The following is a 5,987-nucleotide window of genomic DNA, read 5'->3' on the forward strand; positions in this document are numbered from 1 at the left end:
CCCCGGCGGGCGGCCCCCGCGCCCCCCCCGGCCGGCCAGCCGGGCGGCCCGGCCCGGGCGGGGGTGCGGGGGCCGGGGGCGCCGGCGGCACTCACCCTCGTCCTGCCGCCGGATGTCGAGGCGGGCATGCCCGGCCAGGCAACGGTCTCGATCCCCTGCAACGCGCCCGGCGGAGGCCTGCCCGTCAAGCTCGTCTCCGGCGATCCCGCGCGCGCGGGCGTGCCCGCCGCCGTCACCATCCCGGCCGGGCAGCGCAGCGCAAGCTTCGCCATCACCGCGGGCACGCGTTGCGGCGAGGTGCGCATCGAGGCCAGCGCACCCAATCACCTGCCCGCCGCCGGGGCGGTCTGCGTGCTGCAGCAACTCGCGATCGCGCCGGGGCAGATGCTGCGCATGGAGGCCTGCCGGGCCGCCAGCCTGACCGTGCGCGTCACCTGCCTCGGCCGCCTCGGCCGCCTCGCCGCCACACTGGTCCGGCCGGACGGCCAGCGGGTGAGCCTCTCGCTGGCCGCCGGCGCGGCGCCGCCGATGGGCTGTCTTGCCGAGACCGAGTTGCGCCTGGCGCTGCCGGCGCTGGAGGATGGCGCGCATGTGATCGAACTCTCGAACGGGATCGGCCAGCCGGCGACCGCGCCGCTCACCGTGACGCCGAGACCCGCCGAGGTCGCCTCGGCGCCGGGCGGGATCAGCAGCTTCATCGGCCATGGCAGCTGCCCGCCGCCGGAGCAGACCATCCGCATCGCCGTGCGCGGCCATGACCGCGTCACCGTCACCTACGAGAACCCGGACGGCGACCGCAGCCAGGTCTTCACCCGCGGCGGGCCCTTCTGCCCGAGCGAGACCATCGAGTTCACCGATGTCTTCGACCGCGCGGGCACGCTGGTGATCGCGCCGGAGCGCAACGGCGTGGCCGGCGCCGTGCGGCGCGTGCCGGTCACGCTCGGCTTCGGCCAGGGCGTGTTCTCCAGCGTCACGCTCTTCGCCTCCGACCCCGCCGGCCAGCGGCGGTCCGCGAAGCTCACCCGCGCGGAAGGGCCGCAGGGCATGCAGACCGCGACCGACGAGGGCAGCATCGCGGAGGGGCAGGTGCGGAGCTTCCCGCTGCGCCGCTGCGTCCGCACCATGTTCTTCGGCATGCGCGAGGCGGTGAAGGACCCTGCCAGCCAGACCGGAGGCATGATCCCGGCCTATCCCTCCGCCCTCGGTCCCTATCTCGGCCACCCGGACGCGCCGGTGCAGATGCCTGCCGAAAACGTCTGATCGCGCGGCCGGCGGGATGCCGGCGCCAAGCCGGCGCTGCCGCCGAATTGTGCGCGCTCCGGTGGTATCCGATTGCCTCCCGCAGCGCCGGCGTGCATGACGTAGCCTCGTGGCGCCGCAGCGGCCCGCCCAGGGCGTTGCCGGGCGATGCGTCGAAACGGAGCCATGCCGGATACCGGGACCGCGGCGGACCGCCGAGCCAATCCCGACCTGACCGCGCCGCCGGCGCCCCGGCCCCGGCGTCTCCCCATCCTGGGCCCGGCCGGCTTGCGCCTGGCGGTGCTCCTCGCCGCGGTCCTGCTGCTGCTCAGCACCGTCTTCATCTCGATCACCTGGCATGACCATGCCACGACGCTCGAGGATGGCTGGGCCGCCGCGGAGCGGGGCGCGCTCGGCGCGGCGGAGCACGCGGGCCGTGGGCTGAGCGCGGCGCGGCTGGTCACCGACAGGGTGGCCGAAGCCGTTGAGCGGGAGGGGCCCGACGCCTTCCGCGGTACCGGCCAGGCCGAGCTGGCGGCGATGCTCCGCGACCTGCCGCAGATCGGCGCGATCCTCGTCACCGATCCGGACGGGCGGGTGCTGGCCAGCAGCCGCGATCCCGATCCGCCGCCGACCACCCTGCCGCGGCAAAGCCTCGACGAGGCGCTGCGCCAGGGCGGCGAGAGCGGGCTCAGTCCGATGCGGCTGGATCATGCCTCGCCCGTCTGGTTCTTCAGCTTCGCCCGCGCGGTGCGCGACGCGGGCGGAGATCTCCGCGCGATCGTCCTGGCGGCGATGCATGCCGACGAGTTCCAGCGCTTCCAGCGTGGCCTCGGGCTCGGGCCCGGCGGGCGGGTCGGGATGTTCCGTCTGCCGGACGGGGCGCCGCTGACGCTCTACCCGCTGCCGCGCGCCGCCGACCCGGCCGGGCTGCCGCGCGGCAGCCTGCTGGCGCCGCCGGCCGAGGTGCTGCGCGCCGCGGCCACCGGGCAGCTGCGCGACGGCCGCTTCGAATGGATCGGGCCGGCCGGGCAGCCCTATCTGGTCGCCTGGCGCCTTTCCGGCCCCGGCACCCCGCTGATCGCGGCGGCGGGCATGCCGCGCGGCGCGGCACTCGCGCCCTTCAACGCGCGCACACTGCGCAATGCGGTGCTGTTCGTGCTGGCCGGTGCGATGGTGGTCGCGCTGGCTGGCGCGGTCGCCAAGGCTCTGGCGCGGGGCGTTCGCCTGCGCATGGCGGCGGAGGCCGGCCAGCGCGAGCTCGCCGCCCTGCTGGAGGCCACCGGCGACGGCGTCGTCGCGCTGGACTCCACCTGGCGCATCAGCTTCGTGAACCGCCGCGCGGCCTCGGTGCTCGCCACCGGACGCGACCTGCGCGGGCTGGTCTTCTGGGACGCCTTCCCGGAAGCCTCCGCCACGGCCTTCGCGGCGGCCTATCGCCGCACGATGGAGCAGCGCAGGCCGGCCGTGGTGGAGGCGCCCTGGCCCGCCATCGGCCGCCGCTTCCGCGCCGAGAGCCATCCGCGCGAGGATGGCGGCATCGTCGTGTTCTTCCGCGACGTGACGCAGGAGCGCGAGGCGGCGTCCCGCGTCGCGGAGAGCGAGGCGCGCTTCCGCGCGATGGCCGACAACATCCCCCAGCTCGCCTGGATGGCCCGCCCGGATGGCTGGATCTTCTGGTTCAACCGGCGCTGGTTCGACTACACCGGCACCAGTCTGCCGGAGATGGAAGGGCAGGGCTGGCGCAGCGTGCACCATCCCGACCATGTCGAGCATGTGGTGGCGCGGCTCTCGCGCGCCTGGGAAGGCGGCCACCCCTGGGAGGACACCTTCCCCCTGCGCGCCAAGGATGGCGGCTATCGCTGGTTCCTCTCCCGCGCCATGCCGGTGCGCGACGGGGAAGGGCAGATCGCGCTCTGGTTCGGCACGCATACCGACGTGACCGAGCAGCGCGCCGCGCAGGCGGCGCTGCGCGAGAACGAGGCGCATCTGCGCCGGGTGCTGGACAATCTCTTCGTCTTCGTGGCCGTGCTGTCGCCGGCGGGCACGCTGCTGGAGGTGAACCGCGCGCCGCTCGAGGCGGCGGGCCTTTCGCTCGGCGATGTGCGCGGCCGCTCGTTCTGGGAGTGCCACTGGTGGTCCTATGACCCCGCCGTGCAGGCGAGGCTGCGCGAGGCCTGCGCGCGCGCCGCGGCCGGCGAGGCCTCGCGCTACGATGTCGAGCTGCGCATGGCGGGCGAGACGCGCTGGACCGTGGATTTCCAGATCGCGCCGCTGCGCGACGCGGATGGCCGCGTGACGCATCTGGTGCCCTCCGCGACCGATGTCACCAAGCGCCAGGAGGCCGAGGCGGCGCTTGCGGAAAGCGAGGCGCGCTTCCGCCTGGCGCAGGATGCGGCGGAAATCGGCGTGTTCGAGCGCGTGCTGCCGGACCCGCGATCGCACTGGTCGCCCACGATGTTCCGCCTCTATGGCCTCGATCCCGCGGGCCGGAGCCCCTGGATGCGGGAGGACCAGCACCTGGCGCTTCTGCATCCGGACGACCGGGAGGCGCATCGCGCGCGCCGGCAGGCGATGCGGGACGATCCTGCGCAGGCCCGCTTCGCCTTCGAGTTCCGGATCTGCCGCGCCGACACCGGGGAGGTGCGCTGGATCGCGACCCGCGGCGAGGTCGTGCGCGACGCCGAGGGCCGCCCGGCGGTGATCCGCGGCGTGAACCACGACGTCACGGAACGGCGCCGCTCCGAGGAGCGCCAGCTGCTGCTGGCGCGCGAGGTGGACCACCGCGCGAAGAACGCGCTGGCGGTGGTGCAGGCGATCGTCGGCCTCACCCGGCACAGCGACCCCGAGCAGTTCCGCGCCGCCGTGACCGGGCGCATCGCGGCCATGGCGCGCGCGCATACGCTGCTGGCGCGCGAAGGCTGGGGCAGCGCGGAGCTGCGCGAGCTGGTGGAGGCGGAGGTCGCGCCGCACAGCAGCGCGCTGGCGGACGGGATCGAGCGGGTGGCGATCGCCGGCCCCCCGGTGGCGCTGGCCCCCGGCGCGGCGCAGCCGCTGGCCATGGCGCTGCACGAGCTGGCGACCAACGCCGCGAAATACGGCGCCCTGACCAGCCCGGGCGGGCGGGTGCGCGTCTCCTGGATGGCGACGGAGGATGGCGGGCTCGCGCTGCGCTGGGTCGAGAGGGGCGGGCCGGAGCTCGACGGGCCGCCGGAGCGGCGCGGCTTCGGCTCCTCCGTGATCCGCAACACGGTGGAGCGCCAGCTCGGCGGGCGGGTGCGCTTCGACTGGCCGCGCAGCGGACTGGACCTCACGCTGTCCCTGCCGTCGGGGCAGCTGCGCTGGCCCCAGGCCGCCAGGCGCGAGGGCCGGGCGGAGCCCTGACGACGCCGCGCCTCAGTGGCGCTCGTAGATCAGGCGCGCGCGCACCGTGCCGGGCAGGGCGCGCAGCTCGGCCAGGATCGCATCGGCATCGGCGCGCGCCTCGACGCTCTCCACCACGACGTAGCCGAGCTCGGAAGCGGTCTGGTAGTACTGCGCGGCGATGTTCAGCCCGCGCCGGCCGAAGCTCTCGTTGATGCGGGAGAGGATGCCGGGCGCGTCGCGGTGCAGATGCGTCCAGCGCGCGCCGGTCGGGCGCGGCGGCAGCTGCACGTTGGGCAGGTTCACCGAGCCCATGGTCGCGCCGGTGTCGCTGTATTCCACGAGCTTGCGCGCCACCTCCACGCCGATGCGCTCCTGCGCCTCGGCCGTGCTGCCGCCGATATGCGGCGTCAGGATCGTGTTGGGCAGGCCCTGCAGGGGAGAGACGAAGGGATCGCCGTTGCGCTTCGGCTCCTCGGGGAAGACATCCACCGCGGCGCCCAGGATGCGCCGCTCCCGCAGCGCCGCGGCCAGCGCCTCCACGTCCACCACCGTGCCGCGGGCGTTGTTGATGAAGACCGCGCTCGGCTTCATCTGGGCGAGCTCCGCCGCGCCGATCATGCCGATGGTCTCGGGCGTCTCCGGCACGTGCACGGTCACCACGTCGGACAGGCGCAGGAGCTCGCCGAGGCTCGCCGCCTGGTGGGCGTTGCCATGCGGCAGCTTGGCGGTGTGGTCGTAGTAGATCACCCGCATCGCGAAGGCCTCGGCAAGGACGGAAAGCTGGCTGCCGATGTTGCCGTAGCCGACGATGCCGAGCGTCTTGCCGCGCATCTCCCAGGAATTCGCCGCCGACTTGTCCCAGCCCCCGGCATGGGCCGCGACGGACTTGTCCACGATGCCGCGTAGCAGCATCACCGCCTCGGCCAGCGTCAGCTCCGCCACCGAGCGGGTGTTGGAGAAGGGCGCGTTGAACACCGCCACGCCGCGCCGCGCCGCCGCGCGCAGCGCGACCTGGTTGGTGCCGATGCAGAAGCAGCCGATCGCGATCAGCCGGTCGGCGGCCTCCAGCACCTCCTCCGTCACCTCGGTGCGGGAGCGGATGCCGAGGATATGCACGCCCTTCACCGCCTCGATCAGCGCCTTGCCTTCCAGGGCGCGCTTCTCGCGCTGGATGGTGGCGTAGTCGGCGCCGGCGAAAAGCTCCACGGCGCTGTCGGCGATGCCTTCCAGCAGCAGGATGCGGATGCGGTCCTTGGGCAGGGAGATGCGGTCGGTCATGGCGGTCGCGGGCGGGGGGGGGGGGGGGGGTGTGCCCCCCCCCCCCCCCCGCCCCCACCCCCCCCCCCCCCGGGCCCCCCGCGGCCGGCGGGGGGGGAGGGGGC

3 protein-coding genes are annotated in these 5,987 nt (G+C 74.8%); 2 read left to right on the top strand and 1 reads right to left on the bottom strand.

Features of this window, described 5'->3' with window-relative positions; translation table 11 throughout:
- Positions 1-1,260, top strand: a 1,260-nt coding sequence (locus tag AC1MIR_RS01755) for a hypothetical protein (RefSeq protein WP_480026468.1), incomplete at its 5' end; no start/stop codon positions are given.
- A 279-nt stretch (positions 1,261-1,539) separates the two neighbouring features.
- A complete protein-coding gene (locus AC1MIR_RS01760) occupies positions 1,540-4,623 on the top strand; it encodes a PAS domain S-box protein (RefSeq protein ID WP_480026469.1) in 3,084 nt (1,027 codons plus the stop codon).
- Between the two features lie 12 nt (positions 4,624-4,635).
- Here AC1MIR_RS01760 and serA read toward each other — a convergent pair whose 3' ends face one another.
- On the bottom strand, positions 4,636-5,883 hold the full coding sequence (gene serA / locus AC1MIR_RS01765; protein ID WP_480027042.1) for a phosphoglycerate dehydrogenase: 1,248 nt from the start codon (positions 5,881-5,883) through the stop codon (positions 4,636-4,638).
- Positions 5,884-5,987: the final 104 nt, after the last annotated feature.

This window comes from Falsiroseomonas sp. RANM36, from assembly GCF_056682175.1.

Bases quoted from the DNA above. Each gene is read 5' to 3' on its own strand.
- serA (WP_480027042.1), bottom strand. From the start codon at position 5,883: ATGACCGACCGCATCTCCCTGCCCAAGGACCGCATCCGCATCCTGCTG.